The sequence below is a fragment of the Rhodanobacter sp. K2T2 genome (assembly GCF_013408815.1).
In the GTDB taxonomy this organism is placed as follows: Bacteria; Pseudomonadota; Gammaproteobacteria; order Xanthomonadales; family Rhodanobacteraceae; genus Rhodanobacter.
On record NZ_JACCCA010000004.1, the window covers coordinates 1 to 25,826 of the forward strand.

Genomic DNA, 25,826 nt, shown 5'->3' on the forward strand with positions numbered 1-25,826 from the left:
CACGTTGTGATCCGGGCGCGGTGCGTAGCGGTAGGCACTCGCGCTCATGCCCACGACGCGCAACGCGCGTCGCTCGCTCAATCCCTTGTCGATCAACTGGCGCACCAACACGCGTCGGGCCGGTGCGCCTACGGTTTTTTTCGCAGGACGTCCTTGATCACCTCGTTCTCAAGCATCTGCTCGGCGAGCAATTTCTTCAGCCGGGCGTTCTCGGTCTCCAGCTCCTTCAGACGCTTGGCCTCCGGCACGCTCATACCGCCGAACTTGCTGCGCCATAGGTAGTAGGAGCCTTCGCTGAAGCCGTGCTGGCGGCACAGTTCCTTGATCGGCAGGCCCGCGTCCGCTTCACGTAGGAAGCCGATGATCTGTTCGTCGGTAAATCGCTTCTTCACGTCCAATCTCCTTCGATGGTGGGATTGGACTCCAAATCATCGTGCTACTCAAAACCGGGGGGACGTCGCAGGCCCAACGCTCTCCGTTGAGCTCTGAATATGGCCTACCGATCCTGATATGAAGCGGGAATTTTCCCTTCTTAGGATGCTCCGCTACCAGCTTACGTTCGGCGATAAATTCATCAGTGCGATTCATGGGCATCTAACGCTTGAGTTAAGCGGCGGCGAAGCCGTCCGCCTTGAACGATTTGTTAGGCGACCGTATGCCTACCACGGTGACTTTAACCAGTAAAAGCAATGCGGGCAAAATTCGATAGATGCAGGCTGACTTAAGATAAACGGATTTAAGGGGCACTGAGTGCAGTGAGGACACGCTAGATTGAGACGAATTGCTGCATTGGCTGCGAGCGCGATAAACGCCATGGCGAAGAAGAAACCAATAACAAAAATGTTTTGAAGGAAAATTCCGAAGCCCAGGCAAAGGAAGGCTATGAACAGAGAAGCGATTACCAATTTGAATTGCCACTTAGAGCCTGTGGCCGCTAGCTGCCATGCCGCAATAATTTTAGGGTCACGGATTGCTTTGGTTTTCATAGCCTAACGCTGGAGTTAAGCGGCGTCGGAGGCGTCCGCCTTGAACGAATTGTTAGCCATAGGTGCTGATGATGTCGATACAAGCACTGAGAAGCTTTGGCCTGAACTCAGCCTCAAGTTTGGCGAGCTTTGCATCATGTTCCAACAGGGCCGGATGTGCCCAAAGTAGACGCTCGTTGCCGAGGGGAAGGCCGAGCGTTGCACTCAAGAACTGATGGAAAACGTGATACCGCCTATCGTCTTGAAGGGCCAACCAATGGAGAATTTTTCCTATACGCACGCAACCAACGCCAATGCCTACTTGCAAGGAAAGCAGAGCTTTGGCAGCTGAGACTAGCTGCTTTTTTCGAGCCACTTCTTGCGCTGGTGTCATAGGGCTAACGCTGGAGTTAAGTGGCGGCGAAGCCGTCCGCCTTGAACGATTAGTTAGAAGTCTGCCGACTTGTGACGTTGTTGTACACGCAATGAGCTATGACAGTACAGAGCCCAAGCTGTGACAGCGGTGCCAACCCCGAGAACCATCAAATATGGATTTTGACCAGCGCCCTGAGACAGCGGCCATGACATGACCGCTGCTACGGAAGAAAAGAGAAACAAGATTGTGATTGAAGGCAACGCAAGCTTGCGAATTACTATGTAAAGCACGGAGCCCGCGATAAGCGCAGCGCACGCAGAAATTAGCCAGACCAGAAAAGTGATCAAGATACCCACCGCAGTCAGCAACATAGATAACTCGCTCCTAGAAGCAAGCGACTCGGCCAAGAGGTAAGCAACGAAGCCGCCAATAGGAGCTAGAGCTGCTATTACAAGAATGCGTGCCTCAGGTTCCATATGACTTCTAACGCTAGAGTTAAGCGGCACCAAAGGTGTCCGCCTTGAACGAGATGTTAGACGCACATCCAGAGGTATAGCGACTTGCCGTTTTGTTGTGCATTGCGCGCCAATCGCGATGCGGCGTTGATGATCGGGATGACATGGGATGGCTCGCACGACATGTAGGAAAGCTCTCCTGTATGGACCCATTTGGCGGCGGCGGTCGAAGTGCTGGCGTCGTCAAGTGATGCGAGCTTGGATACGAACTCGGCTGGGAAGCGGTTGATAAGGCGCTCGCCGCCAGCGACAACCAAGACTGACTCGAAAGCCTCTGCGTGTTCCGGCGTGGCTTCGGTGCCCTGGAGGATGGCCCAGAGATCAGCCAGCTCGTTGTAGGTGAGCCCGCTGAATTCGGCGCGCTCGGAATCTGGGAGAGCACGATTCGTATCGTAAGCAATGGCTGCTTCGGGTGCGGCAACGTACAAATCGGAGAGTAATGACATGTGCGTCCGTGCCTGCTCTAGTTTGGTGGGTGACGTGGAAGGTCTAACGCTGGAGTTAAGCGGCGGCGAAGCCGTCCGCCTTGAACGAGTAGTTAGGGTTTCCCCGCGAGGTTACCCTTGACCAAGTTTGCAAGCTCTGGGCTAACCCAAGCGGACTTCACCTGGCCATGCCGCAAGGTGGTGGGTGATGGCTCTACAAGACCCGCGATGAATGTGGCTTGCGATGAGGCTAGCTCTTGGACTTGGGAGGTTTCATGATCCCAGAAGCCGACAGCGCCATCCATGACCACGAAGTAGTTGCCAGACTCATCCTGCGCGAAGGCACGGAGCGGCGAGTTTTGCAGCTCTTGAGGCAACTGGCCATGAAGTGAACGGAGTTGGCCAAACTCTTGGCCTAGCGGCGAGCGGAAAATGAGTCCCTTCATACCGTCGATGTTCATGGCTTGAACCCTAACGCTGGAGTTAAGCGGCGGCGAAGCCGTCCGTCTTGAACGAGTAGTTAGGTGCCAGCGCCATCGTCGTTGACCGGCTGCGCAAATAACCAGATTTCGCGATCTGGTTGCCATCGATGAATATCCATGGTTTGCGCAAATACAAGATGCCTAATGACCAATATCAATTCATCGTTCATCGAGTGACAGATGGGGCTATCGCCGATTGTTCCGTGCGACTCGATTAAAGTCGTCGGAATCGGGAACTGTCCGGGCGGAGATATGAAGAACTCCAAATAGTGCCGTGATGGCTCTTGGTCTCCCGGCAAATTTAAGATGATTGCAGATGCTCCGCCACGAGTATGGCTACGATTCGACGCGGCGTATTTGTGCGGGAGGCGAGTTATGAGAGCCGCAACGCGAAACGGCTCATCTATCTCTGCTTTTTTTGGCCAAGACTGAAGACCCCGACTGCCACGCCCGCTGACCTTAGTATGAAATTCTCCGCTGGCGTGATACGACGCTTTAAATCCGCCGCCTTCGATCCGGCGAACCGAGTCAGGCATAGTGACTTGAACGCTTTTACCGGATATGTCTACTGGCTCAACATCAATTCCGCTCGAATCAGATGGCCCATAGTAGAGATCCGCTTCGCGCATCTCGAACCAACAAACCGGACGGTCTACTGTTCCGGTTCTAAAGAAGATACGCACCTTCTGGTTGGCGGTCATGCTGACTAACCCTCACCTAACGCTTGAGTTAAGCGGCGGCGAAGCCGTCCGCCTTGAATGACTTGTTAGCGCGCAATTGCCGCCGCGTCAACGTCTAGGACTGGTTGCCAAGCAACAAACCAATTGCTTGCCGACGGGTCCCACGGCCAGATCCCGTCGACCGTGGGATATACCAGTTGCAATACACGAAATTCAGTGCCGCCGTACAACCAAATGTCCCAACCGAAGTACTCGCGATAGTGGGATAGATGCACCTCACGGAACTGGCAATCGAAGCCTTCGACGAAGCCGGGAGCCATCTGGCCGTGACTGAATTGCTCGCCTGATTGGACGCGCCGGTTGTACTCGTTAACCACGAAATGAGCGATGGGCTGCTTAAGGCCGATGACTACCAATTCGGGTGCCGAAGATGTGCGCTGTATGCCGACCGTGTAAGAGAAAGGAGGCTGATCTCCCTCAGCGATAACATGCAGCACATGACAACCATACTCAGCAATGTCTGCCAGAGCTTTTTCTTCACCAGAATCCATGTGGCTTCCCCTTGCACGCTAACGCTGGAGTTAAGCGGCGGCGAAGCCGTCCGCTTGGATGACTGGTTAGGCTACGCGCCCTCAACTGGTACGAGCTTGTTGCCGATACGCTCGAACGCAGAACCTTGAGGTGCGCCTAGCACTGGAATGATTGCTTGGTCGTAGTTTGCCACTGTGTTGATATCGTAGATGCCGTGGTTGCCGCTGCTGCCCATGTATTCCTTGCTCCCGTCGCCCGCGAAGAAGCGCCAGCCGCTGTCCATTTTGTCGGATGCGGCTTCCCGATAGCAGTAACCAACAGGAGCGCCATCGACGGTGACGCGGTCGGTCGCCAAGCATCCACCATGGCCTGGTGCGAGTGCGACGATTTCGTGAGCTGCGAGCTTGAAAGATTTCATAGGCCTAACGCTGGAGTTAAGCGGCGGCGAAGCCGTCCGCCTTGAACGAATTGTTAGGCCCTATAGCCCGATTAGACATTATGACTTCTCCGCCATTCCATAATGGCTGCCGATATGTATTGACGCGTGTTTGGATCTAGGTTGCGGCCAAGGTAAGGAGAACTATTGCCACGAGTTCCTGGTGCAGTCCACTGCACGTCCTTGGCGAGAGAGTTGATGAAGGTTCGGCCGACTGCATGAAACTGAGCTAGCTCGTCGTCGTTCAATGCCATAGCCCAGTCGTAATCGACAGCACTGTGGCTACAGTGCACGTCTAGCAGGAGTGCTTCACGGTCCTGTAAGAGGAACCACCAGTGCGGCTCGTGATCTAGTACGACCATTCCATGTCCTCAGTGTCCTGTAAGGCCTAACGCTTGAGTTAAGCGGCGGCGAAGCCGTCCGCTTTGAACGATTTGTTAGGCGCGCCCTTGACCATGCTGCCAGCCCTCTAGCTTGGGGTGATCGGGTACGTAATTAGGATTTGGAATGAACTTGCCAACAATTTCGCCAGCTTCATTGACTTGCCATGCCCCCTTAATTGCCTCCGGCGGAACAGCCCCGTTTCGATCATAGCGGGCATCCATGGCGTAAACCCAACCACCTGGGTTGCCTTTGGCTTCCTCTCTGGCCTCGAGTGTTGGTTCCATCGCTGTTCCTTTAAGCCTAACGCTGGAGTTAAGCGGCGGCGAAGCCGTCCGCCTTGAACGAAATGTTAGGCAGCTGGCAGCGGCCTGCGAAAAGTAAGCTCTATTGTCTCGCTTGAAGCTGATAGCAATGTAGCAATTTGTTCTTTGGCCGGCGGTGACAAAGCCGAGTACTCAGCGCTCAAGTACTCAGCAACTTCATCTTGCTCCCAAGGGCCGAGTGAAGCCTTGTAACTTCGATACTCATCTTGAATGTCGAGCCATGAAGCATAGTTTCGCTTTGAAAGCAGCATGGCTGTTTCGGTGTAGATAATGTGTAGCTGCATTGAACCTGCATCCTGCTGCCTAACGCTACTGAGTTAAGTTGCCGCGCGAGGCGGCTCGATTTTCATACCGGCGCTTCATCGCGGTCAACTTCAACGCGCTGTTCGACGGCAAGAGCGCTGATGGCGATAAAACATTTCTGTGCCCCGTAGTGCGAAGTGGCTCCGATGCGACGGGCTCGAAGCTTCTGAAGATCGGTAAGCGCCGCGCGCTGCCGGATCAACAAGAGTTATCCGGCAGCGCGCGGCGCTTACCCAGTATCGATCTTTGCGAGAGTCTGTCAATCAGGCGATCCCACTTCACTGTGTCGGACGAAAGCTCTTTAAGAAGCCCGCACTCAGCGCTATTGCCGTTGAACGCTTGAGTTAAGCGGCGCGCGGCTTTTCGCGCGTCCGCTTGGACGAGTGGTTAGGCCTCATCTTAGCGCGATGGGCACAGCATTGACCTCCATGTAGCAAGCACTGTGCGGACGGCTGACAGCAAAGAGAGCGTGGTGCCGTCATCCAACGTGACGATAACCTCCGCTGCCTCGCCGAACACGCCGTAGCCGAACGGTGCTTGAAAGACTCCTGGGGTGGCCGACAATTGCTCTGCCGATGAGAGCTGGCGCGGAACCTTTATTGAGGAAGCCAACTTCGCATGTTTAGACGCATCTGCCACGTCTCGGATTATTGCGAAATCCGGACACTTGGCTTGTACGCCCGTACGCACATTCGCGATCTCTTGGTCCATGAGCTTGCGCTCGCGGTTTGCGAAACCGTCGAGCGCGAAATGGTCTGCCATGTGATACAGGACAATTGCAGCGAGCCTGCCGCGACGGATGTCGTACGGCGCCTTCTCGAACTCCGCAACTGTAGGCTCGACCGTGTGAGCGAGAAACATTGAGGCGTTTGAGGGCGCGGGAACTTCCATATGAGGCCTAACGCTTGAGTTAAGCGGCATCGCAGGTGTCCGCTTGGATGAGTGGTTAGACGACTAACCGTTCGAGCTTATAGCTTTCACCGTCGTCACCAATGATGCGCACGACGCCTTCCTTTGCAAGATCAACAAGGCGGCTGGCTGGAAAGTCTTCGGCTCTCAAATCGAGGGTTCGGCGGGGTAAGTCGCGAGTGTTTATAGGGGCGCGTTTGTGCGCTTCTGTGATGATTTTCTTATGGACTATGTCCACATGACCAGCCATGAGCAATCGCATGTCCTGAATGATATAGGCCGCCAGTTCGTCGTCGGATATAGAGTTTTCCGGGATATCCAATCGAAAGTCCGTGGCAGACAGGCTCCCGCCATTCGTGAAGTGAACGGTGAAATCGAATTGCACTCGATACTCCATCGGCTTCCCTCTGAGATTTAACGCCGAAGCTAAGCGGCCGTGCGGGCCGTAGCGCATGATTTTACTCGGAAACTTCCTCCCGCACGGTCCGCTTGAGCGCATAGTTAGGCCGCAACGCGCCAAGGCGGATTTTTGCGATTGTTGCCGGCCCAGAATAAACAAAGCACATTGCCTGATGGGTCTGTGAGTCGCGCCTCACGCCATAACCAACGCTCGTCCATGGGGAGTTGAGTGAACTCGAATCCCGCGTCGAGTAAGCGCCGAACGCGTGCATCCAGGTCGAAGCACTCGAAGTAGACCACCACGCCTGTGTTGTCCGTAACCTGCTCTACTGTATGAATCGAAAAGGTTGAATCGCCTTCCGGACACTCAAAGCGGGCATAGCGTGGTGGCGAATGCACGATGAGCGAGAATCCCATGTCGTGATAGAACGTCACGGAACGGTCGAAGTCGTTAACAGGAAGCGTGACTTGGTTGAGGTTCACGATAAGCCCTCCTTGCGGCCTAACGCTACTGAGTTAAGTTGCCGCGCGAGGCGGCTCGATTTTCATACCGGCGCTTCATCGCGGTCAACTTCAACGCGCTGTTCGACGGCAAGAGCGCTGATGGCGATAAAACATTTCTGTGCCCCGTAGTGCGAAGTGGCTCCGATGCGACGGGCTCGAAGCTTCTGAAGATCGGTAAGCGCCGCGCGCTGCCGGATCAACAAGAGTTATCCGGCAGCGCGCGGCGCTTACCCAGTATCGATCTTTGCGAGAGTCTGTCAATCAGGCGATCCCACTTCACTGTGTCGGACGAAAGCTCTTTAAGAAGCCCGCACTCAGCGCTATTGCCGTTGAACGCTAAGTAGATTTCAAGCTGAAGTCTAATCCCGTCAGCCTATCCCAGACGAGCAGCTTTTTAGTGGTAGCTGCGGCCTAAAGAAATCAACGACTTGATGACATTGTTGCAGCCTAATCCAGCCGTCTAATCTCGCCATGTCGGTAGTGCCGTGAGGCGGCTTAACCCCAGTGGCTACCTCACGGTAGGCCAGTTGGAATTTGGAACACGGTTTCGGCCGTGCAGGCTATTGTGCGAGGGAGAGGAATTCTCTCTCTTTCTGTTCCACGACCGGTAGCAATGGGTCGGTTAGCGACCATGGGGCAAGAGCCGCGAACGGGCCAACGATTAACCTCCAGCCAAAGGTCGCTAACCGACCATTATCTGCCGGTCGCGTCATGAGCTAGGTCATCTGTTAGCAGACGTTGGAGAATCGCCTATTTGGGGGTATTGCCGATGATCAGCCTCAGTCAAGAGGTAGGACCCGGCTGATCGTCCCGTCCACTGAGTCCGGTCTGCTTGAGCAGCTTGATCCCGAACGGTTTCACTAGCATGCAACTGTTCCCCAACCCGCTGGAAGCACGTGCCGAACTCAAAGGCTGGCGAAGGGAACGCAACGAGGAGCAACCGTGAACGGCGTTCGTGGGTCTGACACTTGCCCCTACGCCAGAGAATTGGAAGAGAAGCTGCTAGAGTAATCCCGTATTCCAAATTGCCCCACTATTGAAAGTGGGGGACGGCGAGACGATGAGAACATTTTTTGGTACGCGATACCTCTAAGGGCACTGTCGAATCAGTGATCACCTGGCTTAAGGGGACCATTGTCGTTCCAGATATCCCGATGAAGTTTCCATGCGCCGCCCTGCTTGAGAAATATGAGCATCTGCTTGCCGCGTGACGTCAACTTTCCGTCATGACTGCGAATTGTGTAGTCGGAAACCTCAGCCACGACCTTCTCATTACCGTAAAATTCGTAATCACTGAAGGTCACCGTGGCGGGAGCTTTCCCTTCGGCCCCCTTCGTGAAGTAGTTCACGATCGCCGCGGGGCCTACGACTCGGTCACCTCCAGCTTGTAGGAGAGTCCCGTCTTTGGTGTAGAGGCGACCAATCGCTTGATAGTCACCCTGTTTGAAGGACTCAGACCAAAGTGCATTTTGAGCTCTAATGGCTGCTTCGGTCTGGGGGCTCGGATTGGATGCTGCCGGCGCGGCTAATGCGAATAGTGGAAGGAAGGCTGTAAGAACGGCGACGCAAAGGGAAATCTTTCGCATTGAACGTATTCCTATGTGGCATGGACTAGAAGGGGCGGCACCTGATTTAACAGATGCTGCTAACCGATAACTTCGATTAAGATTTTCGTGGAGGCCACATAGCGGCCTCGGGCGCAATGCCGATTTACAACCTCAACGAACGCCAGGTATTTTGGCAAGACCCTTACTTGCACCAGGCAATATCTTGTCCACCATCGCAATTATTTCGGGCGGGGCAGTCTCGGGAGTGCCCGAGTGGAACGGGGGTTCGGGATCATATTGCATTAGGAGTTGCGCGAATTCTGAGATCTGTTGACCTCGTAATTTAGCGGCGACTCGAAGACCGAAATCGATACCTGCCGTAATGCCACCGCCGCTCATGAACCGACCGTTGTCGTCTTCCACATAGCGGTCGGCAATCGGGATGGCTCCATATTCGGTCAGATCGTTAAGGAAGGCCCAATGGCAGGCGCTTCGCTTGCCTTTAAGAATGCCCGTTGCGGCAAGCACGAGTGATCCGTTGCAAACTGATGTTACATATTTGGCGTTCTCGGCAAGACGCCGGATATGGGTTTGATACCCTCGTCCCATGGGCGCCGTCAGATTAGATCCGCCAGGAACCAGTAGCAGGTCGGCCTTATCAATATCGGCGAGTCGTTCGACTTTGCCATACACGACACCATACTCGAGGGTCACGAATCCGCCATCAAGGCTCGCGTAGCGAATTTTTGTATTCGGCATCCAATGAAAGACCTCGCTTGGGCCAGCAAAGTCAAGCAGCGTTCCACCGTCGTAAACGACAATAACAATATCGAGAGGGTGGCTCGGGTCAAGAACTCCCCCGCGGCTTGCTTGCGCGACAGCGGAGGTGGCGCTGCTATGCAGGGCTCCACCGACGGCCTGCGCAAGAACTGAATTCGCGCTACCAAGTAACGCTCCCCCTCCCAAGATGGCGCCGAGCGCACCCATGCCTCCGAACTTTAGAAATTCGCGGCGGGAATGGCCCGCGCTGACGGTTTGCTCGCCGGCGGCGTTGTTTTCGCTGTTGTCGGTCAAAATAATTTTCTCCTTGTACTTCGGAGTCGCTTTGTAAGCGAAACCAGGTTGGACCAGATTCAAGAACCACCACGACTATGCGGGCGTGTAATTAAGACGTGGAGGAGCCTCGATGACGTGCAGGGCTCCGGGATGGAAATCCAAGCCTTAAAGTTGCGAGGCGCCTCCATCGACGACCAGTTCGGTGCCGACGACATAGGAGGATTCGTCACTAGCGAGATAGAGCGCCGCGTAGGCGATGTCCTCGGCTTTGCCCATGTAGCCCACGGGGATAGCTTTTGCGAACTCGGCCTTTCGGTCGCGAACCCACTCGTCAGACATCCCCCACTTGCTGATCAGGGGCGTGTCCATCGCGCCGGGAGCGATTGCGTTGAAGCGGATTTTGCGATCTAGAAACTCGTAGGACCAACTACGGGCAAGTGATCGTACGGCAGCTTTCGCCGCCGCAGTCAACGAAATGCCATGCTTGCCGGTCTGCGCGACGAATGATGTATTGAGAATGACGGAGGAACCCTCTCGCAGCTCTGGTAGCACCGCTTGGAGCGTGAGCACCACGCCCTTGACGTTGATGTCCATGATCTCGCCATAGAGTTCCTCGTCGATGTCGTTGACCGCTGATGGGAAAGCGCGGCCAGCGTTGGCGAACACGACATCCAACCCGCCAAACTTGTCTTTCACCTCAGCGGCAATCGCCCGCATGTCCTCGATCGAACGTACATCGCCCTTGAGGACGAGCGCATTCTCGCCAAGCTCAGCTTTCACGCCCTCGAACACGGCATCATCGCGACCAGTAACCGCTACTCGGGCTCCTTCCGCGATGAAGAGCTTTGCGGTGGCAAGCCCGATACCACTTGTACCGCCCGTGATCAAAGCTGATTTGTTTTTAAGCCTCATCTTCTGTTCCTTATGTCTGCTTCGTGATTGATCAAGCCCAAGGTTTAAAAAACGCAATCATGTTTGCGCTTGTCTTGACCGTCTTCCGAGCAAATTATGGAACGCGGGCACTATGGCGTAAATGACATATAACCCTCAATACACGCCATCCTCTTGTAGCGATCCTGTCGCTTGCAAGTTGTTCTTGCGTTACCAGAGATCGACTGCCGCTGGTTTCGAGACCGCACAAGAGCTTGGGTAATAGTGAGGGACCCTCTTCACATCCCGAACTGTCGCCAGTGCTTGAGGGCCCGTCCCGGCAAGGCTGGAGGACCCGGAGAGTCAGCCATGATCGACACCCGCACGTTCATCGGCATTCGCCATTGACGTAGCCAGCGCTTGTTTGGCTCTGTTGCTAACCGCTGGCGTGAGCTCTACGAATTTGGCAAACGACTTCCGTTAGTGGCCAAGTTGCCTGGCGGGTGGTCATTCCGAAGTCAGGCACGCGATTTCGCCAAGGCTTGCCGCCGACTGGCCAAGTCCGACCGCATAAGGACCCGTGGGCTGGCGCACTTCGCGCGAGCGATCCTGATTGCGCTCCTCTTTCACCGGGACTTGGATAAGCGGTTCACAATTGCCATCCGCGGTCAGCGAAATGCCTCAGAAAAAAGTCGATGCGAAGGCAGCGCGCAAGCGAAATAGCATGGAGTGCAAGCAATAGGTGTTACTTTAAGCTGTGAGGCCACGGCGATGCAGCTGTTCGTCTCGTGTTGCCGTGCATTAACATTTTTCGCACGTTGACCACAGAGTAGTGGACGTCCGCTTGGAGTCCAGCGGTCCCGGAGCTGGCAACAACCGCGTGCCTAGCTGCGCAGCGCTTACACCCAGTTTGAGCACGGTTGCAATGCCCGCCCCATCATTGATACCGGACGCCACGATCTAACGTCTTCGCGTATTTTGGTTCAAACGCGGTACGCCGCCAATCCGTCGGTACGTGACACCTTGCCGACATAGCCCAGGTCGCGGCGCGCCGCCGCATCGCTGGTCGTCATCTCCCGACCGATCATGCGGATCATGGAGCGCGTCAGTGGCGGGTCATCGGCGGAGCGAACCAGGGCTGCGCCAATTTCCATGAGCCGGCCGAGGGTAAACGCGGGACGGTAAGGTATCGCGCGCACCTTTTCGATAGACAAGCCTTGCAACGCTGCCAGCTTGGCGATGAAGTCGCGAAAGGTCGTCGTCTCGCGGTCGTTGATGAAGTAGGCGCGCCCACCGATTCCGTTGTCGAGCGCCAAGCGCACCGCTTCGACCACATTGTCGACATGGCATGTGGAGAAGGGATAATCGCCACGGTTGATGAAGGCAAAGCGGCCCGAACCGATCGCTCCCGGAATTTCGCGGCTGAACGGATCTCCCGGCCCCCACATAGCCGAGGGGCGCAATGCGATCGTGCGAAACCCGGGCTTGTCCGCCGCCAGCGCCGCCGCTTCCCCTTGCGCCTTACTGGCAAGGTATCCGGAAAAGCTGGTCGGGAAGGTCCGCGCAGTCTCATCGGCGTTGCGGATGGGCGAGCCGCGATCATCCATGATCACGCCAGCGGCACTCACATAGACGAAAACTTTCGCTCCGCTGACTTCGGCCGCCTCCAGAAGAACTCTGGTGCCGGTCACGTTGGCGCGGAAATACGGTTCGCGTGGGCCAGCAAAGCGAAAGCGTGCCGCCGCATGGATGACCGCATCTATCACTGGAAGTGATAGCGGCTCGGCCTGTTCCAGGTCGCCCCGCACGGGCTTCGCGCCCAATGCTCTCACCTTCTCGTCGGACGAGGCGGATCGCACCAGCGCGAACACCTCGTGCCCCTCCCTGACGAGGCCGGGTATTAAGCGCGAGCCAAGAAAACCGGAGCCTCCGGTCACAAGAATCTTCTTACTCATTTCCTTTTCCGCCTGGGTGAAATGATGAGTTGCATGGCGCTCTCGCGCAGCCCAGCGACGACGTCGGGCTCAGGCGCCTGCATCTGCTCCGCAACCTCCAACGTTGCAGTCACGTAGAGCAGCGACGCTGCGTTCGCCGAGGCCCAGGCGAGCTGGGCTGCCGCCTCTTTCGGAACGGCGAGCCGCCCTGCGGCCAAAATGGCGCCGATTTTCTCCACAAGCAGCGCATATGCCTGCCCGGCGGCGGGGATGTTTGCCCCATGCAGAACGCGTCCCATCATCGCGGCATAAATGCGCGGGCGATCGGCGGCGAAGCGCACGTAATCGTCCCAGCCCTCGACAAGCGCCATGACCGGATCGAGAGACTGGATGGCGGTCTTCTTCGCTGCCAGAAATTGCTCGAAGGCATCGGTGATCGCCGCGCTCAACAGCCCGTCAGCGCTACCGAAGTGATGATAAAGCGTGGGCGCTGTGACATTCGCCAGGGCGCAGACCGAACGGGTCGAAAACTGCGCCTCGCCCTGCGTCTCGAGAACCTTCAGTGCGGCCGAGATCAAAGTTTCTCGCATAGTCATGGCGTGAATATAGCGCCGCTATATTGGCGTGTCTATAGCATCGCTATAGCGCCCTCCCACCGCATCGGCTCAAACGCGATTCTCGCTTGTCCAGCTCATCCCCATCTACCTGGAAATCTCCACCAGGTGGTGCTCAATGAGTATCGAATGATCGCTTCGCTAAGCACGCTAGGCCCGTCCGACCGGCCTAATAGTTAGCTGGTAGTCTTGAAACTCGCTTTCCAAATTCCCGCTCGGCTCAACTGATCAGCGCTCTTGGCCAGGCTGACTAGTTTCGATATTGATGATTGACCGAGTTCGGTTTCGAGAGTGGGCAACGATGGGCGGTATGGCCGCCTAGGAGCCTGGGCGCCAGAAAATAAAGCGCACAAATGTGGTTACAAGTTGACCAAAACCGAACCTGCTGCGCTATTTCTGAGGCACTTTCGTACCACGAGTTCCTCAGAAGCCATGTACGTGGCGCGTCAAAATTTCTGCCGCCCGGGCTCCTAGCAGGCTAGCGTTCGCATCCGGGCTGGGTGTTGACGTTTGACGAGCCGCTGGGGCCTGCAAGTTGCTGCTCAAGTCAGCGCCTGAAGATGGTCACACGTTGTTATTTGAAAGCCAGATGACATGAAGAAGTCGACTTTGATGGTCATGGCTTAAATGAAGGGATATATGACATTTACGCCATGCGTCTGCGGGCCTATTGTACCGCTTCCAACGTAGAGGTCACCCCATGACAACCCCAATCACGATAGTGTTTCCCATCTACACGGGCGTCACTCACCTTGATTTCACCGGCCCCCACCAGTTCCTATCAAGGCTTCCCAACGCCAAAGTGACTGTCGCATCGGTTGATGCCGCGGCAGTTACAACCGCCGAGGCACTCACCTTTTCCGATCTTGCAGATCTCCAGTCGATTGAGAGCTGCGATGTACTTTGCGTTCCGGGTGCGGGCGGTGCCGGCTGCACGGATGCCATGCAGAACCCCATCTATATGGCTGCGATTTCGCGTTTGGCGGCAACGGCGCGCTACGTCACATCGGTGTGTACGGGATCGCTGATCTTGGGTGCCGCGGGCCTGCTTCGGGGGCGGCGCGCTACCAGCCATTGGGCCTGGAGAGACATGCTGACGCTCTTCGGCGCAACTCCAGATGCCGGTCGAGTGGTACGAGACAAGGAGATCATCACTGGGGGCGGAGTGACTGCGGGAATCGACTTCGCGCTGATACTGATTGCCGAACTCGCCGGTCCGGATGTTGCCCAGTCAATCCAGCTTGGATTGGAATACTCGCCTGAACCACCATTTCATGCCGGGCGACCAGAAACTGCACCACCACACATAGTGGACGTCTATCAGGCACGGATTGCGCAACCGATGGCAGAACGATATGCGCTCGTGGAGCGTATCGCGAATGCAGCCGGCTGACATCCGATGCTTGAAGCTTACCTCAACGTTTGGGTTTACAGAAGTTGGGGCCAATGGCGGAAGCTTGGTGCGCACCCATTGAGACTGCCATAGACGCAGCGCGAAATGCGGTGACCTCGCGTGCTGACGGCGAACTATTCAATCGCGGTGCCATTGGTGTTGACCTCGGATCTAGGTTTTTCCAATCCGACGTGTTCTACCCGACTGTGCTGGCTATCCGCCGTTTGCCTTGGCGAAGACCTCTACCGAGGCGCCTCCACCCGCGAAGCCGTCGTCGGTAAAGTCAAGCGAACATGCCGGGGGTCTGCAAATGAGGCATTCAATATCTAATGGCATCAATCGACGAGAGCGCCGCGCCTCTGTGTCGGCAGGAAAGAAGCCCTACTGAGCAGAGCGAATGCTGGTCATGCATGCGCGAAAGCCCGAATTTTTGGCAAAGCTGCCACATCGATTGGCCGCGAATTTGCTGCTGTTATGCCCGGCTTACCGCGTAGCGCCCCATGCATACATTTCTTTCATCTGACGCGATTTCAGGAGCATCCATGAGCATATGGCACCTACTAATCCTCGCGGTCGTTGTCCTGCTGATTTTCGGTACGGGCAAGCTAAGCAAGATCGGACCGGACCTCGGGTCCGCCATTCGCGGTTTCAAGAAAAGCCTGGATGGCGAGGACACCACACCCAAACGCGATGACGCCACCTTACTGCGTGCCGATGAGCAGTCAGTCGATGGCAATGGGTCGGGACATCGAGAGCCTTTGGACGTGAAATCAAAGTAAGCGACCCCTCATGATTGATTTCAGCTTGGGCAAACTCTTGTTGATCGCCTTGATTGCACTGATCGTGCTGGGACCGGAGAAGCTTCCTGGCGCAGCTCGAACCGTCGGCGCTGTACTTCGTCGTGTACGTTGCGGCTGGGACAGCGTCCGCGCCGAAGTGGAACGAGAGCTGCAACTGGAGGAATTAAAGCGCGCAGCCGGTGAAGTAGTTAGGCAAGGCATGGCGGCCAAAGATGCCGTGGACGATGTTATTCGTGACGTGCGGGAACCCGTACAAACAGCGATGACTGAGTTTGAACAGTCCGCGAAGATCGGTCCTGAAGCGGTCGAGAAGACGGCTGCCGAAATGGTGATGCCCTCGCCACCGGCTGCTGCTAAGGCTGCGTCTACGGTGAAATATGTGGAGCACCAAATGTGACAAACTTGGACGATGATGGGATCATGGAAAGTCTTCAAACCGGTGTGTTCTCACACCTGCTGGAGCTGCGCTCTCGCCTGATCAAGGCCGCCGCCACCGTTCTACTTCTTCTGGTGGCGCTGCTTCCGGTGGCCAACCGACTGTACTCGTTGCTTGCCGCGCCGCTAGTCGCCCGCTTGCCACATGGTGCCCACCTGATTGCCACCGAGGTCACTAGCCCATTCCTTACGCCGTTGAAGCTGGCCTTCTACGTGGCTCTGTTCGCCGGCATGCCGGTGATTCTGTATCAGCTCTGGGCATTCATAAGTCCCGGCTTGTACAAAAGCGAAAAGCGCCTCGCGCGGCCCCTTCTGGTGGCCACGCTGCTGTTGTTCTATCTGGGCTGTGCGTTTGCCTACTTCTTGGTATTACCGGCGGCATTTCGGTTCTTTGCGGCAGTGACCCCGGGCGGAGTGGAGATGATGACCGACATAAATCATTACCTCGACTTCGTCATGCTGGTCTTTTTCGCTTTCGGTTTGTGCTTCGAAGTGCCGGTGGTTGTGGTGATTCTGGCCGCCGCAGGTATCGTCGATCTCGCCCGGCTGCGTGGTGTACGTCGCTACGTTGTAGTTGGTGCGTTTACCATTTCATCCTTTATTACGCCACCAGATATCACCTCAATGATTATGCTGGCGGTCCCCATGTATCTGCTCTATGAACTAGGCCTGCTCGCCGTGAGATGGCTGATCGCGCCACGTATTGCGACCGTGGAAACCTGATCATTCATCTAGCATGTTCTAGATTCGTCCAGCCGCGAACAGCCGCCCTCACCGTAACCCAAAGGCTTTCCATGCGCCGTTCCGCACCCGCATCCGGACAATCCGTCGACTCGACGTGCGCGTAGTTTCGGCGCCCCATTTGTCGCGGACATCGACACCCAACTTGGGGTAGGCACGGGGGGATTGGGCCGCTGGCGATAGATCAGCGCTCACCGTTCAATCTGCTCTCGCGCCGGATCGATTGCGGCGGGTGTCCATGCAGTTTGATGAAAGCCCTACGCATCCGTTCCGGATCGGCGAATCCCACAGCCAGAGCAATCTGCTCGATCGGTTCGCTACCATCCTGCAGGCGGAGCCGCGCAGATTCGACTCGCAAGCGCTCGATGGCCTTAGCAGGCGTTTCACCAGTTTCTCGGCGAAATGCCCGTCCAAATTGTCGCAGACTTAACCTCGCGGCATCGGCGAGTCGATCAACAGGTAGGGCTTCCGCCAGATGTTCCCTGGCAAAATTCAGAGCGATGCGGATGCGATCGGATTCCGGCTCCATTTGCGACATCGCAGAGAATTGGGATTGACCTCCGGGCCGACGAAACGGAACGACCAAGAGCCTAGAGACAGCGCGCGCAACTTCCAAACCGACATCTTTTTCAATCATGGCAAGCGCCAAGTCTATTCCGGAAGCGATACCCGCCGACGTCCAAATGTGACCGTCCGTTATATAGATACTATCGCCCTCGACCCTGGTTCGAGGGAAGAGCGACTGCAATTGAGCAGCGTATCGCCAGTGCGTCGTTGCTCTACGACCGTCCAACAAGCCGGTTTCCGCAAGCAAAAATGCGCCTGTACAAACACTTGCCACCCGCAAGGCCCTGGCGCCCAATTTCTTAGCAGCGGCAATGTTCTCTGATGTCTGCATGGGATCGATATCACCACCCACGAACACAACAGTGTCAAATGTGCGCCTCCCGATTGGCAGTGTCTCGATCGGAAGGCCTGCATTGCTAACAACAGGCCCTCCGGACTGTGAGATGACACGAAGGTCATATGGCATATGGCCAGCGGCCGTGGCCACCTGATTGAAAGTCGAAAGTGGTCCGGCAAGATCAAGATTATCGTGACCACGGCAAACGAAGAATCCAATCCGATGCATGACAAGTAGCCAGCTGAAAATTCTAGAGTGGCTTATATTACCAACTTCCCTTACATCAAGCCATGCGACAAAAAGGAAGGGTGGACGCCATGTGCGCGTCGCCAATCAGCAAGTGAACCGCTCCGGTTTCTCTGGAGGTGGCTCGGTTTGAGCCATACTGGTCATCCCCAAAGCAGCCGTTCGCCACCGACTCAAATGGGTCGGCAAGAGACCTTCAGCAGGATGATGACTTGCCTGATGACGATGGGCGGAAAGAAGCTTCGCGCCTGTTTTCAAAGGGCTTGGAACTACTATCCAATCTTTTGTTTCCGCCCGCATCAGCAGTGTTTCGTGTTTGCTCATTGGAGCAAAAGAAAAAAGCACACCCCAGTGCGGGGGGGAGGGCTTTCGCCCTCTCCCCCGTGTTTGTCACTATGTTCGCTAGATATCACGCCTGTCACGCCGATCTTGCAATTATTTCATCGGCCCGTATTGGGTGAAACCGTAAGCCAATACTTAGCCCGCAATTACGAGCTTTTTACTGGCCCAGCGCCTTGCAAGTGCTTGCCCATTCATTCGCCTGGTCCATAGAGACCGAGTCATCACGCCCATTAGCATCCGCGTCCTTGACGTACGCGTTGCGCAGCTTCGTGATGCACGGTGTATCCGTTGGCCAATCAGTGCCAGCTCCCGTGGGAAGGTCAGGATCGGCCGTCAATGCACTGGCAGGAGCCACAGCCGGAGTACTGACACTTGCAGGTGAAGTCGTGTCTCGCTGGACAGCCTGCTGCATCGCTTGCTGACTTGGAGCTTGTATGGATTGTTGCGATTGAGGCACTGGCTGTATATCGCCATACCCATCGATGGTTGCACCCCCGACCTCCTTTGCTACAACAGCTGGAGGAGCCGTTCCAACGAGACGACCGCTCAGGTTGTAGCAGACGCTGCTCAAGCAAATTAGCTTGTTATCCGAGAGTCCGTGCGGCGCACCGATGCCGACTCCAGTGGCAGTCGGTGGTTGCATCGTCAACGCGAATTGAACATCCGATGGATCAACAGGGTATGCCGCCTTTCTGCCTTCGGTCGAGTCCACTAATTGGAGATAACCGAGAGAATCGATACCGTACAGGCTGATTGATGAGGCCGGCAATCCCTTCTGGAGGTAAGCGTGTGTCACAGCGTCTAACGGTGGTTGGCCTGGAAAGAATGGAGTCAGCTTGTTGCCGTAAGTCGTGTCCGGAATCGGCGATGCCGACTTTGTCGCTTCCGGCGGTCCAGGAATGCGGGTGTTCGTCAGCCACGAATAAGCTTGATCGAAGTTTTTGACCTTGTTGTCGACGACCAGCTTGGATAGCCCTTCAACCATCAAGGAGCCATAGTTTGTCGTGGTAGCGGTTCCGTCTTTGTGGTGGATGACGAGACCAACTCCGGTCAACGAGGGCGTGCCATCAGGACCGTAGGTCCACTGCCAATCATCGCCAGCCGACACGACATCCATGCCGCCGTTTTTGACGAACAGCGAATCATCGACGCCTTTGTAATTGCAGTCGTATTCGACGACGGTCCGGCTGTGGTCGTCTTGGCTTGTCGTCCACTTCGGATCGCATATCACCCGATTGTCCAGCGCTTGGTCAACGGTCATGTTGGCGTCGCCGAAAGGAAGAACCTTTACTTCGCTGACCTGTTTGTTGTCACCACACCCGGTGAGGGCAACGAACACCGCGCAAGTTAAAAATACACAGATTGCATGTTTAGTACGTTTCACGTTTAGACCCCCGTTTAATGTGCTGGACATACTGCAGCTCTAGAGCAGCAGCATGTTGATTGGACGGCTTCGGCGTTGAAGAGCTTCGAGCCTTAAGCGGTGCTAGGTGCGACTTAATTCAGTTTCCCAAAGCGTTGCGAAGCCCTTGCTCTTCGGGAGTCAAAGCCTGCGATGTACTGGAGCTGCCATTCACCCATACCGGATAGGACGTAGCCAAACTCGACAGTGCACCGAACAGCACGACAAGGCCTGCTATCGTGTAGATCAACTGCTGACGCTTCACAGCGTCTGCATTGACCAGCCGCAACACTTTCGTTGGTTCAGTACCCGGCTCGCATTCCGTTACGCTGCTCCATCCCATGCGAAGACCGACCCTAGTCAGTAACGTACAGCCGCAGAAGCTGCAGAAGATCGCGAAGTACAACGCCTCGGGAGCGCTGGCACTGGAGTCTTCGGGATGCAAGACCAAAACACCGATTGCCATGACAATGCCGGCAATAGCTGCGGCAACGTACCAGTGCTTGGCCGTCATGCCCCAATACACTGGATTGGCGGCCGCCTGTTGAAAGCCGTTGACGGCTTGCAGTTGATGGCTGCTTCGGCCGTGGTTGTATGCCATGTACAAACACCATGGCAACACGACGGGAGCAAGCAGCATAAGGAGCGTGCTGCTTAACGTGAAGGACAAGAGCAGCAAGGGCATGACGATAAAACAGCGTGCGACGCCAAGCTTCTGAATGCCGTTCATCCGCGGCAGGATCTTAGTTAGTGGCTCCATGCGTAGTCTCTCTTTGGGTTGGGTAAGTTGGGTTGTGTTGAATCAAGTGCGCAGCGGCGCTCGACGAGGGTCAGGCCGCAGCCCGACTCGATGTCGTTTCAATTGATCGAGGTGTAGGCCTTTCGTCGGTCGAGCACCGAGCTTGCGCGGCTTCACATTGGTAGTTCGATGGCCTTCTTTGGCTGAATCACCCTGGCGGAATCAATTCCTTTTGTAGAATATATCCCGTGGATTGATAGTCTCGCAATCGGCACCTTGCTTGCATGGCAAGGGACTTCGACGAAGTGCGCGAACAGTTGGCGTTCAACATTCGAACGCTGAGGGCTGGTATGCAGCTCTCACAGGAGCGGCTGGCTCTTGACGCCGACGTTGACCGAACGTACGTCAGTCAGATCGAACGTGGAATTGGCAACCCTTCTTTGCTCGTGTTGTGCAAGCTTGGGCTGGTGTTGAATACTGATGTCGGCGATTTGCTGGAAGGGAACGTGTCGCCATCACGCCGTCGTAAGTAGCCGCTAGTACTAGCCCACCCTTTTAGGCGTGGTCGCCAAAGCTCAATAAGCGGCTTGGCGGAACGGCGTGCGAGCCTTTTGGCGCGCACGCTTTGTCGGTTCCTATACGACTAGCCTCAACGCTTCATTCCATGCTCGTTGTTTCAGCATTGCGCCCTGCCCGAACCAGGCGGCTTCCAGTCGATGGCCATCACTGCGAGCCCGTCGATGGTGGTCGACGAACTCCGTGACGCTGTTGACCAAGCCCCACGCTGTACCAGCCGCAGAAGCTAGGTTCGAGCCTTTGCCGCGCCCCACGAAGAGCTCCCGTACCGATTTGACTGCAAGGTCGTTGACGACTGTCGCGCCGCGTTCGGTGAGCGTCGCTACCGGGTAGGTTAGTACGCGCTGTAGGAACGCTTCGGTTGTGTGTGCATTGACCCTGCACTCGGACAACGCCTTCATCTGCATCATGAAGTCGTCCCACGACGCAATCGCGATCCCGAGCTGGCGTTTGACGGCCTGAGCGTCGAACTGACATCGGTGAGGTACTTTCACCGCTCCAGCACCCTTTGCCAGGGCAATTGCAAGCGTGTTGTTGCAGACAACGCGCACCGACGTGAATTGCGCAGTCGTCGCGAGGCTGCCATCACAGGCCGTGGCAAGCAGCAGGTAGCCGTTGACCTGATCACCGCCCTTCAGCGACACGGATTGCCCAGTACGGGCGAGTGCCCAGAACTTGCGACCTTCCTTCAGGACACCGGCGGTCTCCAGCTCGTACCCACCAATATCGGTGAGGTCACGATAGAACTCCAGAATTTCGCCTGGCTGCACCACGTGAAAGCGTTTGGACACCACGGCCAACGGTGCCTTGGTATCCGACCGATACAGCACCTTCTGTTCTGGGAAGGCGTTGATGACTCCCAGGTGGTTACTGCCGGAGATGTAGCGGACCTCGGATTGCTCGATCTGCCAGTCCATACCCGCCTGCCTCTTCCATGTGTCAATGGATTGCTGCGGGGCCAGTTTGTTGCCTAGACCATGCCACGGCGTCTCGCCGGCATAGGCCATCGTTTCAACCAGGTGCATTGTCGTTTCCTCGTTAGTTGGCGGCATAAACGCACAAGGACCGGACATGCCGGGCTTTGTGCGCTTTGCTTGGGGTGGAGCGGATCAGGGAGATTTGTCGTTGCCGCAGCTGGTGCACTTGATGATGCCAACCAGAACCGCGGTAGCAACCACCAGGATGCAGTAGACCGTATCGAGTTTGCTGCTCATGTCCTCGGGTACACATGGGGAACGCTGCGATGCGGAGCGTCCAGACGCGAAGCCGAAGGTCACTGACTTCAAATTGGTATCCATCACATCAGCCTTCTACCAGCCATGCTGACGCACTCAGCACCTACGACGATGTGGTCCAGAATCCGCACACCGATCAGCCGCAAGGCGTCGCGGAGCTCGCTGGTGATTGCCCGGTCGGCGGCGCTGGGCTCGGCAATACCGCTGGGGTGGTTGTGCGCCAGAATGGCCGCGCATGCATTGACGCTCAGTGCCGCCCGAACCACCTCACGGGGATATATGCTGGCTCCGTCGATGGTGCCGGTGAAGAGCTTCTGGCAATCGATGATGCGATGCCGATTGTCCAGCCAGAGGATGTGGAATTCTTCATGCGCGAGGGCACCAAGACGCATGCGCAGGAAGTCGTTGGCATCGGTCGGGCTGCCGATACTTCCCTGACGCCTGAGCCTTTCCCCGAGAATGCCTTCAGCCGCCGCGAGCACGTCTTGCTCAGAGGTTTCGCTGGCGAGTTTGTATCGTGTGTAAGCCATGGATCGAATAACTTTCATGAGTAGCTCCTTGTGAGCGACACAAACGCATAGAGCCCAGCCGTGAGGCCGGGCTCTATGCGTGGTCGCGAGAAAAGGTGGGGAAAGCGAAGGGATTCGAGCAGGGACGACTCGTCACAGCTGACGCCTGTGGCGCTAGCTCAGAGCCGGATCCATGCGACTGACATCAAAGACATACACGAAGGCCTGGCAACTAGAGCTATCTGGCAGCAAGCGGTCAATCGGCGCGCCGATTGTCGAACCTGGCACCCAGCCTACGGCTCAGCCGAGCAATTCGCCAAGGATCGCACTGGCAATAATGTTCAGGAGGTCACCGCCCTTCGCCTACGTCATCGCGCTCGAGGCACCCCGGATGGCACCCGCTCGCCGGGGGACGACAAACGCGGTATGGCAGCGTGGGCACGATAGGGTCATGTGCGTGCGACCTCGCTCTTTGGTGCGACGGCCTCCTCGCGGCTATTGCTATCGGCGACCAGGTAGCCGATCGAAAACACGATGGCGAAGGCAACAAGACATTCGAGTACTGGGTAGTTGTACATCACGATTTCTCCCATGAAGGTTGGATTCGAGACTGACAAGGCAGCTCTTCTGATCGGGCTTCTCGCTCCTCTCCATGGGGTGATATGGGTTTCAAGATTTTTGGCATCGACAGCGTTCATCACGCAAAGTGCAAAACGCCAGCGATGCTCGCCGTCGCCGTAATTGACCAGCGTCCTTAGAAATCCGACCACGGCCAATGGCCGAAGGCCACGCTACCGATCCTTACCAATGCGCAGCCCACCGCCAGCGTAACTAGCCGCGCTCGCCAAGAACGATTACTAACCGAGTCGAACTTGCGCGAAACTGTCCAACAGAATTGCTCACACGGCGGTAACGTCGAGAACGCCAAAGAATTATCCTCCCCGCTCCGATGTCCATGAACGAGCATCGTTCCGTAAGCAGTGTGGCGAGACTAGGCAACTGTGCTGACCTTTATTTGGTCAACAATCTGGCAACCTGCTCCTCGTTAGAGGTGCTCGCTTCGGCTGACATGTGTTTCTAACCTGGAGTTCTGGCCTTCCGGGATGCAGCACCCTGCTTAGTGCTCCGCATCGGGTTATTCAGGAAATCCGCCCACTCCTGCATCATCGATATACGCTCACCCATGTATTCTGCATGGTTGTAGCTAGCACGCACCTTGTTGCGTTCGGCATGAGCCAGCTGACGCTCGATCACATCTGAGCGATAGCCCATCTCATTGAGGATGGTGGACGCCGTGGCGCGGAAGCCGTGAGCCGAGAAGCCAATGCTGTCCTTGCCATTAAATCCCATGCGCTCCAGTGCGCGATTCAAGGTAGTGGCGGTCATGCACTCGTTTGGCCTGCGGTAGTTCGGGAACAGGGCATCACGTCCCCCGGTATAGGTCTGTAGCTCACACAACAGACTTACGGCCTGTTTTGACAATGGAACAATGTGGGGTTCGCGCATCTTCATACGCTCTGCGGGTATGCGCCATTCGGCGTTATCCAGGTCGAACTCCGACCACTCGGCCTTGCGAAGCTCGACGGTGCGCACAAAGGTAAGCAGCATCAGTCGTAGTGCGATTACGGTAGTGCGATACCCACCGTACTTTCCCAACGCTTTGGTGAAGTCAACGATCTGACTGCGCGAAAGCGGCTTGTGATGCTCAACCTTCGGGCGATGAATGGCCCCTTTTAATGCGGCCGCGGGATCGCCGTCGGCGCGCAGTGTGGCTACGGCATATCTGAAGATGGCCGAAGACCACTGGCGAACCAACAAAGCCACGGTCTCCGCTCCCCGCCCTTCGATGCGGCGGATGATTTCAAGTAGGTGTGCCGCCGTGACGCTGCGAATCGGCAACCTGCCTACCTGGGGAAATACATCTGACTCCAAGAACCGCTCCACCTGGCGTAAATAGTACGGTGTCCACCCGGGAGACTTCTTGGAAATCCACTCCTTCGCAACAGCTTCGAACGTGTTCGCGTTCGCCGCATGGTTCGATAGCCGTTCGGCCTGTCGGCTATGTGAAGGATGAATACCCTGCTTGACGAGTGCCCGTGCCTTTCCGTGCTCGGCCCGCACCTCGGCAAGAGCGATGCTCGGGTAATCCCCAATGGCGAAGACGTTCTCCCTGCCAGCGATGCGATAGCGAAAACGCCAGAGCTTCGCCCCGGTCGGACGCACTTCCAGATAGAGGCCACCACCATCTGCCAGCTTGATGGGTTTTGGACCAGGTTTGGTGTTGCGGATCTTGGCGTCAGTCAGCGACATGGTGCGGGTATCGGGATTCGATACCCGCAACGGTACCCGCAATTTCTCTAGCTTACAACGGATGCTCGCGGACACCTACGGCGAAGAAGTCAGTGCTTTAAAGGCATTTCATGCGATCGCGCGGACTATCATGGATACGCTTGGATGCTGATGCTAGTTGTCGATCATCAGCAGCATGGGATGGCGGATCCTGTCGGTAAAACAGCGCGGGCCACCAACGGCGCGTGCCGGCTGTGCGACAACGGCAAGTCTGCCTGGACCGCCGCCGCTCGCATCTGCAGGCCGTCATTGTGCGGGATGACGCATGCTGTCGTCATCCCGCCAGTTCGACGGGGTAATGCTGTGACAAAAAGGTTATAGAGCGGCAATGGGCATTGCGTAGTGCAGCCGCCGGCTGCGTTCCGCTTCATAATTGCGGGAAGCTGACGTTTTTGCGCAGCCACCGAAGCGAACCGCTGGCGGACTATCGCCCGCCAGTGGCTGGTCCGACTACTGAATCAACCCTCCGGGTGCATGGCCTTGCATGACGCACCGGTGCACTCGATCTGCAGCGCGGCCGTTGTCGGGCATGTTGACTCGAACAACGCACGCTGACCGTCTGCCATCAACACGCGGATCGCCCGGTCACACTGCCGCGTAGCGGCAACGTTTTGCGCCGCATTGAACATGGAAGCGCTGATGCGCCCATCGAGACTGGCCAGATCCACCTGTGGTGAATTCTGCGGCTGGCTGTAGCTGATCGGCGACGGCACCGAAGGACTGATGTAAGAATAGGCGTGCGAAGACGGAGCATTCGACATCACCGAGATCGTGTTCGGATAGTGATGCGCCGCGCCGTTGCCGAAATCGACGATCAGGCCAATCACCCCGCCGAAAAGAAGATTGCCCCAGACCATGCCGCGCACGCTGGAGTAAGTCATCTGGCTTCCGACCGGAGCGCC

The 25,826-nt window shown here is 56.3% G+C and carries 31 protein-coding genes and 1 pseudogene; 6 read left to right on the forward strand and 26 right to left on the reverse strand.

Annotated elements, in window-relative coordinates; genetic code table 11:
- From HDE78_RS07515 to HDE78_RS07560, 10 genes and pseudogenes are all read right to left on the reverse strand, one after another.
- Positions 1–392 (reverse strand): annotated as a pseudogene (locus HDE78_RS07515) (transposase); the annotation flags it as partial.
- A gap of 267 nt (positions 393–659) precedes the next feature.
- Positions 660–986 carry a hypothetical protein gene (locus HDE78_RS07520; protein WP_179477934.1) on the reverse strand — a complete coding sequence of 109 codons (327 nt, stop codon included), beginning with the start codon at positions 984–986 and terminating at the stop codon, positions 660–662.
- A gap of 52 nt (positions 987–1,038) precedes the next feature.
- Positions 1,039–1,359: a DUF2489 domain-containing protein gene (locus HDE78_RS07525; protein ID WP_179477935.1), complete on the reverse strand. Its 321-nt coding sequence runs from the start codon at positions 1,357–1,359 to the stop codon at positions 1,039–1,041.
- A 514-nt stretch (positions 1,360–1,873) separates the two neighbouring features.
- Entirely contained in the window at positions 1,874–2,302 is a 429-nt protein-coding gene (locus HDE78_RS07530) for a hypothetical protein (protein WP_179477936.1), read from the reverse strand.
- Between the two features lie 92 nt (positions 2,303–2,394).
- Entirely contained in the window at positions 2,395–2,742 is a 348-nt protein-coding gene (locus HDE78_RS07535; protein WP_179477937.1) for an SMI1/KNR4 family protein, read from the reverse strand.
- Between the two features lie 59 nt (positions 2,743–2,801).
- On the reverse strand, positions 2,802–3,464 hold the full coding sequence (locus tag HDE78_RS07540) for a hypothetical protein (protein ID WP_179477938.1): 663 nt from the start codon (positions 3,462–3,464) through the stop codon (positions 2,802–2,804).
- Positions 3,465–3,529: 65 nt separating this feature from the next.
- Complete coding sequence (locus HDE78_RS07545; protein ID WP_179477939.1) at positions 3,530–3,994, reverse strand: DUF4262 domain-containing protein; 465 nt, start codon at positions 3,992–3,994, stop codon at positions 3,530–3,532.
- 71 nt (positions 3,995–4,065) lie between these two features.
- Complete coding sequence (locus tag HDE78_RS07550; protein ID WP_179477940.1) at positions 4,066–4,392, reverse strand: DUF2185 domain-containing protein; 327 nt, start codon at positions 4,390–4,392, stop codon at positions 4,066–4,068.
- A gap of 455 nt (positions 4,393–4,847) precedes the next feature.
- Positions 4,848–5,078 (reverse strand): hypothetical protein, encoded by a 231-nt coding sequence (locus HDE78_RS07555; RefSeq protein ID WP_179477941.1) that lies wholly within the window; start codon positions 5,076–5,078, stop codon positions 4,848–4,850.
- Between the two features lie 65 nt (positions 5,079–5,143).
- Positions 5,144–5,401 carry a hypothetical protein gene (locus HDE78_RS07560; protein ID WP_179477942.1) on the reverse strand — a complete coding sequence of 86 codons (258 nt, stop codon included), beginning with the start codon at positions 5,399–5,401 and terminating at the stop codon, positions 5,144–5,146.
- A 38-nt stretch (positions 5,402–5,439) separates the two neighbouring features.
- Between HDE78_RS07560 and HDE78_RS07565 the strand changes: the two genes are divergently transcribed.
- Complete coding sequence (locus HDE78_RS07565; protein WP_179477943.1) at positions 5,440–5,763, forward strand: hypothetical protein; 324 nt, start codon at positions 5,440–5,442, stop codon at positions 5,761–5,763.
- 56 nt (positions 5,764–5,819) lie between these two features.
- Here the strand turns inward: HDE78_RS07565 and HDE78_RS07570 are convergent, their stop codons facing one another.
- From HDE78_RS07570 to HDE78_RS07605, 8 genes are all read right to left on the reverse strand, one after another.
- Positions 5,820–6,311 carry a hypothetical protein gene (locus HDE78_RS07570; protein ID WP_255457700.1) on the reverse strand — a complete coding sequence of 164 codons (492 nt, stop codon included), beginning with the start codon at positions 6,309–6,311 and terminating at the stop codon, positions 5,820–5,822.
- A 55-nt stretch (positions 6,312–6,366) separates the two neighbouring features.
- Complete coding sequence (locus HDE78_RS20830) at positions 6,367–6,783, reverse strand: hypothetical protein (protein WP_218862150.1); 417 nt, start codon at positions 6,781–6,783, stop codon at positions 6,367–6,369.
- Between the two features lie 47 nt (positions 6,784–6,830).
- Positions 6,831–7,211: a VOC family protein gene (locus HDE78_RS07580; protein ID WP_179477944.1), complete on the reverse strand. Its 381-nt coding sequence runs from the start codon at positions 7,209–7,211 to the stop codon at positions 6,831–6,833.
- Between the two features lie 1,127 nt (positions 7,212–8,338).
- Complete coding sequence (locus HDE78_RS07585) at positions 8,339–8,818, reverse strand: nuclear transport factor 2 family protein (RefSeq protein ID WP_179477945.1); 480 nt, start codon at positions 8,816–8,818, stop codon at positions 8,339–8,341.
- Positions 8,819–8,950: 132 nt separating this feature from the next.
- Positions 8,951–9,916 carry a DJ-1/PfpI family protein gene (locus HDE78_RS07590; protein WP_218862152.1) on the reverse strand — a complete coding sequence of 322 codons (966 nt, stop codon included), beginning with the start codon at positions 9,914–9,916 and terminating at the stop codon, positions 8,951–8,953.
- An 84-nt stretch (positions 9,917–10,000) separates the two neighbouring features.
- Positions 10,001–10,747 (reverse strand): SDR family oxidoreductase, encoded by a 747-nt coding sequence (locus HDE78_RS07595; protein WP_179477946.1) that lies wholly within the window; start codon positions 10,745–10,747, stop codon positions 10,001–10,003.
- Positions 10,748–11,688: 941 nt separating this feature from the next.
- The gene (locus HDE78_RS07600) at positions 11,689–12,660 is read right to left on the reverse strand and encodes an NAD-dependent epimerase/dehydratase family protein (RefSeq protein ID WP_179477947.1); all 972 of its coding nucleotides are present in this window, start codon (positions 12,658–12,660) and stop codon (positions 11,689–11,691) included.
- Entirely contained in the window at positions 12,657–13,217 is a 561-nt protein-coding gene (locus tag HDE78_RS07605; protein WP_255457701.1) for a TetR/AcrR family transcriptional regulator, read from the reverse strand. Before HDE78_RS07605 ends, HDE78_RS07600 begins: the two co-directional genes overlap by 4 nt.
- A gap of 736 nt (positions 13,218–13,953) precedes the next feature.
- Here HDE78_RS07605 and HDE78_RS07610 point away from each other — a divergent pair.
- The 4 genes from HDE78_RS07610 (at position 13,954) to tatC (ending at position 16,604) form a co-directional block, all read left to right on the forward strand.
- Positions 13,954–14,646, forward strand: coding sequence for a DJ-1/PfpI family protein (locus tag HDE78_RS07610; protein WP_179477949.1), 693 nt, complete (start codon positions 13,954–13,956; stop codon positions 14,644–14,646).
- A gap of 542 nt (positions 14,647–15,188) precedes the next feature.
- Entirely contained in the window at positions 15,189–15,425 is a 237-nt protein-coding gene (gene tatA / locus HDE78_RS07615; RefSeq protein ID WP_179477950.1) for a twin-arginine translocase TatA/TatE family subunit, read from the forward strand.
- Positions 15,426–15,435: 10 nt separating this feature from the next.
- Positions 15,436–15,843, forward strand: coding sequence for a Sec-independent protein translocase protein TatB (gene tatB, locus HDE78_RS07620; protein ID WP_179477951.1), 408 nt, complete (start codon positions 15,436–15,438; stop codon positions 15,841–15,843).
- Positions 15,844–15,866: 23 nt separating this feature from the next.
- A complete protein-coding gene (gene tatC / locus HDE78_RS07625; RefSeq protein WP_179477952.1) occupies positions 15,867–16,604 on the forward strand; it encodes a twin-arginine translocase subunit TatC in 738 nt (245 codons plus the stop codon).
- 202 nt (positions 16,605–16,806) lie between these two features.
- Here tatC and HDE78_RS07630 read toward each other — a convergent pair whose 3' ends face one another.
- The 3 genes from HDE78_RS07630 to HDE78_RS07640 all read right to left on the reverse strand — a co-directional run bounded on the left by HDE78_RS07630 (position 16,807) and on the right by HDE78_RS07640 (position 20,276).
- The gene (locus HDE78_RS07630; protein ID WP_179477953.1) at positions 16,807–17,754 is read right to left on the reverse strand and encodes a GlxA family transcriptional regulator; all 948 of its coding nucleotides are present in this window, start codon (positions 17,752–17,754) and stop codon (positions 16,807–16,809) included.
- Between the two features lie 517 nt (positions 17,755–18,271).
- Positions 18,272–19,498: a hypothetical protein gene (locus tag HDE78_RS07635; protein ID WP_179477954.1), complete on the reverse strand. Its 1,227-nt coding sequence runs from the start codon at positions 19,496–19,498 to the stop codon at positions 18,272–18,274.
- A 118-nt stretch (positions 19,499–19,616) separates the two neighbouring features.
- Entirely contained in the window at positions 19,617–20,276 is a 660-nt protein-coding gene (locus HDE78_RS07640) for a hypothetical protein (protein WP_179477955.1), read from the reverse strand.
- 263 nt (positions 20,277–20,539) lie between these two features.
- On the opposite strand from HDE78_RS07640, the gene HDE78_RS07645 reads away from it, so the two are divergent.
- On the forward strand, positions 20,540–20,788 hold the full coding sequence (locus tag HDE78_RS07645; protein ID WP_179477956.1) for a helix-turn-helix transcriptional regulator: 249 nt from the start codon (positions 20,540–20,542) through the stop codon (positions 20,786–20,788).
- Between the two features lie 102 nt (positions 20,789–20,890).
- On the opposite strand, the gene HDE78_RS07650 is transcribed toward HDE78_RS07645, so the two are convergent.
- From HDE78_RS07650 to HDE78_RS07670, 5 genes are all read right to left on the reverse strand, one after another.
- Positions 20,891–21,856, reverse strand: coding sequence for a DUF932 domain-containing protein (locus HDE78_RS07650; protein WP_179477957.1), 966 nt, complete (start codon positions 21,854–21,856; stop codon positions 20,891–20,893).
- 272 nt (positions 21,857–22,128) lie between these two features.
- Positions 22,129–22,614, reverse strand: coding sequence for a JAB domain-containing protein (locus HDE78_RS07655; protein WP_179477958.1), 486 nt, complete (start codon positions 22,612–22,614; stop codon positions 22,129–22,131).
- A gap of 410 nt (positions 22,615–23,024) precedes the next feature.
- A complete protein-coding gene (locus HDE78_RS07660; protein ID WP_179477959.1) occupies positions 23,025–23,345 on the reverse strand; it encodes a hypothetical protein in 321 nt (106 codons plus the stop codon).
- A 307-nt stretch (positions 23,346–23,652) separates the two neighbouring features.
- Positions 23,653–24,885, reverse strand: coding sequence for an integrase arm-type DNA-binding domain-containing protein (locus HDE78_RS07665; RefSeq protein WP_179477960.1), 1,233 nt, complete (start codon positions 24,883–24,885; stop codon positions 23,653–23,655).
- Between the two features lie 497 nt (positions 24,886–25,382).
- Positions 25,383–25,805, reverse strand: coding sequence for a hypothetical protein (locus HDE78_RS07670; protein WP_179477961.1), 423 nt, complete (start codon positions 25,803–25,805; stop codon positions 25,383–25,385).
- Positions 25,806–25,826 lie beyond the last annotated feature (21 nt).

What these genes read in the sequence shown, in the direction of transcription:
- tatB (WP_179477951.1), top strand. Translation starts at nt 15,436, where the DNA reads ATGATTGATTTCAGCTTGGGCAAACTCTTGTTGATCGCCTTGATTGCA.
- HDE78_RS07585 (WP_179477945.1), bottom strand. Translation starts at nt 8,818, where the DNA reads ATGCGAAAGATTTCCCTTTGCGTCGCCGTTCTTACAGCCTTCCTTCCA.
- HDE78_RS07545 (WP_179477939.1), bottom strand. Translation starts at nt 3,994, where the DNA reads ATGGATTCTGGTGAAGAAAAAGCTCTGGCAGACATTGCTGAGTATGGT.
- HDE78_RS07670 (WP_179477961.1), bottom strand. Translation starts at nt 25,805, where the DNA reads ATGACTTACTCCAGCGTGCGCGGCATGGTCTGGGGCAATCTTCTTTTC.
- HDE78_RS07555 (WP_179477941.1), bottom strand. Translation starts at nt 5,078, where the DNA reads ATGGAACCAACACTCGAGGCCAGAGAGGAAGCCAAAGGCAACCCAGGT.
- HDE78_RS07595 (WP_179477946.1), bottom strand. Translation starts at nt 10,747, where the DNA reads ATGAGGCTTAAAAACAAATCAGCTTTGATCACGGGCGGTACAAGTGGT.
- HDE78_RS07520 (WP_179477934.1), bottom strand. Translation starts at nt 986, where the DNA reads ATGAAAACCAAAGCAATCCGTGACCCTAAAATTATTGCGGCATGGCAG.
- HDE78_RS07535 (WP_179477937.1), bottom strand. Translation starts at nt 2,742, where the DNA reads ATGAACATCGACGGTATGAAGGGACTCATTTTCCGCTCGCCGCTAGGC.
- HDE78_RS07525 (WP_179477935.1), bottom strand. Translation starts at nt 1,359, where the DNA reads ATGACACCAGCGCAAGAAGTGGCTCGAAAAAAGCAGCTAGTCTCAGCT.
- HDE78_RS07640 (WP_179477955.1), bottom strand. Translation starts at nt 20,276, where the DNA reads ATGGAGCCACTAACTAAGATCCTGCCGCGGATGAACGGCATTCAGAAG.
- HDE78_RS20830 (WP_218862150.1), bottom strand. Translation starts at nt 6,783, where the DNA reads ATGCGCTACGGCCCGCACGGCCGCTTAGCTTCGGCGTTAAATCTCAGA.
- tatC (WP_179477952.1), top strand. Translation starts at nt 15,867, where the DNA reads ATGGAAAGTCTTCAAACCGGTGTGTTCTCACACCTGCTGGAGCTGCGC.
- HDE78_RS07665 (WP_179477960.1), bottom strand. Translation starts at nt 24,885, where the DNA reads ATGTCGCTGACTGACGCCAAGATCCGCAACACCAAACCTGGTCCAAAA.
- HDE78_RS07600 (WP_179477947.1), bottom strand. Translation starts at nt 12,660, where the DNA reads ATGAGTAAGAAGATTCTTGTGACCGGAGGCTCCGGTTTTCTTGGCTCG.
- HDE78_RS07630 (WP_179477953.1), bottom strand. Translation starts at nt 17,754, where the DNA reads ATGCATCGGATTGGATTCTTCGTTTGCCGTGGTCACGATAATCTTGAT.
- HDE78_RS07550 (WP_179477940.1), bottom strand. Translation starts at nt 4,392, where the DNA reads ATGAAATCTTTCAAGCTCGCAGCTCACGAAATCGTCGCACTCGCACCA.
- HDE78_RS07650 (WP_179477957.1), bottom strand. Translation starts at nt 21,856, where the DNA reads ATGCACCTGGTTGAAACGATGGCCTATGCCGGCGAGACGCCGTGGCAT.
- HDE78_RS07655 (WP_179477958.1), bottom strand. Translation starts at nt 22,614, where the DNA reads ATGAAAGTTATTCGATCCATGGCTTACACACGATACAAACTCGCCAGC.
- HDE78_RS07610 (WP_179477949.1), top strand. Translation starts at nt 13,954, where the DNA reads ATGACAACCCCAATCACGATAGTGTTTCCCATCTACACGGGCGTCACT.
- tatA (WP_179477950.1), top strand. Translation starts at nt 15,189, where the DNA reads ATGAGCATATGGCACCTACTAATCCTCGCGGTCGTTGTCCTGCTGATT.
- HDE78_RS07560 (WP_179477942.1), bottom strand. Translation starts at nt 5,401, where the DNA reads ATGCAGCTACACATTATCTACACCGAAACAGCCATGCTGCTTTCAAAG.
- HDE78_RS07570 (WP_255457700.1), bottom strand. Translation starts at nt 6,311, where the DNA reads ATGGAAGTTCCCGCGCCCTCAAACGCCTCAATGTTTCTCGCTCACACG.
- HDE78_RS07540 (WP_179477938.1), bottom strand. Translation starts at nt 3,464, where the DNA reads ATGACCGCCAACCAGAAGGTGCGTATCTTCTTTAGAACCGGAACAGTA.
- HDE78_RS07530 (WP_179477936.1), bottom strand. Translation starts at nt 2,302, where the DNA reads ATGTCATTACTCTCCGATTTGTACGTTGCCGCACCCGAAGCAGCCATT.
- HDE78_RS07645 (WP_179477956.1), top strand. Translation starts at nt 20,540, where the DNA reads ATGGCAAGGGACTTCGACGAAGTGCGCGAACAGTTGGCGTTCAACATT.